The sequence below is a fragment of the Amycolatopsis kentuckyensis genome (genome assembly GCF_002155975.1).
Lineage (GTDB): Bacteria > Actinomycetota > Actinomycetes > Mycobacteriales > Pseudonocardiaceae > Amycolatopsis > Amycolatopsis kentuckyensis.
The window spans coordinates 1-902 of the sequence record NZ_MUMI01000103.1 but is presented as its reverse complement, the minus strand read 5'-3'; the positions used below and the strand labels follow the sequence as shown (position 1 = coordinate 902).

General features: G+C 73.9%; 1 protein-coding gene and 1 pseudogene. Both read right to left on the bottom strand.

What is annotated here, in order from left to right; all coding sequences use genetic code 11:
• Positions 1-308 (bottom strand): annotated as a pseudogene (locus CCN39_RS51035) (hypothetical protein); the annotation flags it as partial.
• Between the two features lie 130 nt (positions 309-438).
• Positions 439-902, bottom strand: a 464-nt coding sequence (locus CCN39_RS11510) for a hypothetical protein (RefSeq protein WP_143264015.1), incomplete at its 5' end; no start/stop codon positions are given.

Here is a 902-nt window from a genome sequence, read left to right as displayed (position 1 = left end):
CTCCCAGACCATTCTCCGGGGTGGAGCCGATGCAACCCCCGGGCGTCCCCCTTCCGTCTTCGGGACATGAGGTACTCAGCGAAGGTGGTCGGGACAGGCGCGCTCCTGCTGATGGTGACGGCCTGCGCCGGCCAGAACATCCCAGCCAACCAGCCCGCGGCACCCACCGGCAGCGTGTCGACGCCGGCGTCGCCGTCGCCGTCGCCGAGTGAATCGGTGCTGCCGGTGGGTGCCGCGGGCTGGTTGGCTGGGATGTTCTGGCCGGCGCAGGCCGTCACCATCAGCAGGAGCGCGCCTGTCCCGACCACCTTCGCTGAGTACCTCATGTCCCGAAGACGGAAGGGGGACGCCCGGGGGTTGCATCGGCTCCACCCCGGAGAATGGTCTGGGAGGGCGGCCCCGGGCATCCCGGGGCGGCCCTCCCAGCGTTCGTGGTGCTCACCCCTGGCGAAGGACGACCGTGCGCGTTCCCAGCGGCTCGGCGAGGGCGAGGGGGACCTTGATCTCCCTGATGTAGTCCGGGCACATCTGGCCCTTGGGCGCCGACCCCACGGCGACCAGCACGACCACGTGCTGCGCGGTCTGCTCGCCGACGCGCGCCGAGATGCGGCGGCAGCCGCCTTCCTCGGCCTGCAGGATCAGGGTCCGGCCGTCGAGGCTGCGGGTGAGGCTGCGCGGGTAGCCCTCGGGCAGGCCGCGGGCGTCGACCTGGGTCTCGGCGATGACGTCGTCGCCCGGGGCGATGCCCTGCGTCGGCCGGCCGACCGTCTGGGACGGCGGCGGGCCGAGCGTGGGGGTGACGGTCCCGGGCACGCTCGCCGACGTCGAGGGCGTCTCGGGCGCCGAGCTCGGGCCCGCCGGGGCGCCGGCGCCCGAATTCGCGGCGCAGGCCGTCACCGTGA